This window comes from uncultured Microscilla sp., assembly GCF_947493425.1.
In the GTDB taxonomy this organism is placed as follows: domain Bacteria; phylum Bacteroidota; class Bacteroidia; order Cytophagales; family Microscillaceae; genus Microscilla.
Map to the genome: position 1 here is coordinate 1 of NZ_CANLRP010000395.1, position 1,236 is coordinate 1,236.

Annotated in this window: 1 protein-coding gene; it reads left to right on the top strand. The window is 36.1% G+C overall.

The window, feature by feature from the left end; all coding sequences use genetic code 11:
• Nucleotides 1-226: 226 nt before the first annotated feature.
• The gene (locus Q0954_RS33975; protein WP_299466538.1) at nt 227-1,189 is read left to right on the top strand and encodes an IS110 family transposase; all 963 of its coding nucleotides are present in this window, start codon (nt 227-229) and stop codon (nt 1,187-1,189) included.
• The last annotated feature ends 47 nt before the right edge of the window (nt 1,190-1,236 follow it).

Genomic DNA, 1,236 nt, shown 5'->3' on the forward strand with positions numbered 1-1,236 from the left:
ACCTCATACATTTGACAATGTTTTGTGAAGGCAAATAAAATTTGTTTTTTTATAAAAAGGAAGTAGCACACTGATAAAACCTTAGGGCTTCACCCTGTCTGTCAAGATATGGCTACTTCCTATATTTCCGTATATGTTGGACAGTTCTTTAGGCATCAAGCCTGTGTAATGAAGATAATATCCATACGGAATTTCATTAAATAGCAAGATGTAAAATTAACAAATTATGGCACATTACATAGGTTTTGATATTGGGAAATTGACAATTCACTATGCTTATTATAAGAATGGAGAACTTGTTCAAGGAGAGTTGAAGAACCAATTAGATAAAATAGAAGCATTTATAGCACAACTTCCTTCGGGCAGTCATGGAGTAATGGAAGCTACTGGTTTGTATCATTTCCCTTTGGCTTATGCTTTACAGGCGCAAGGCTTTATTTTAACAGTAGTTAATCCAGCGGCTAGCAAAGGGTATTCTCAATCATTACTTTCTATTAGTAAGACTGATGCCTCTGATGCAGTGATGCTTCAAAGACTTGGTGAAGAGCGCCAGTTAAAGGGTATGATGCTTCCTGACAAGGATTGGCAAACCCACCGTCATCGTTTACTGAATCTACAGCATTTACAAAATGATATACAGAAGTTAAAAAACCGTATCAGTGAACTAAGCTTCCATCCCCAGCCTGATGATTTAAGTGTAATGATGATAGAAGACCAACTTGAATTGTTGCAATGTCAGCAAAAACAACTGGAGGAAAAAGTAACACAGGAATTGCCTCAAAATTATCAAAAGCAACTCGTGTATGGAGTAAGTGTTAAAGGTATTGGTAAAAAAACTGCCACTTTTTTATTACTTTTTACTCACGGACTCAAGGACTTTTCTTCTCCCAAGGCGTTGGCTAAATTTATTGGGATTGCCCCTAATATTTACCAATCAGGAAGGTATCAGAAAAGAGGACGTATTTGTAAAAAAGGACATCCCCAACTGCGAAGCCTGCTTTATAATTGTGCGAAGTCTGCCAAAAGATATAATAGTGCTTGCAAAGCTTTATACGAAAAACTAAGAGCCAAGGGGAAGCCACACAAAGTCGCTATGGTTGCAATAATGCATAAGTTAGTAAGACAGTTTTTTGCCGTGATAAAAAATGAAACCCTTTATCAAGATGATTATCAACTCAACAAAGGGTAATAACAAATTTTATTTGGAGAAAAATTTGATTTTTAACACAGTTCTTG

Coding starts and splice junctions, on each gene's coding strand:
- Q0954_RS33975 (WP_299466538.1), top strand. CDS start 227: ATGGCACATTACATAGGTTTTGATATTGGGAAATTGACAATTCACTAT.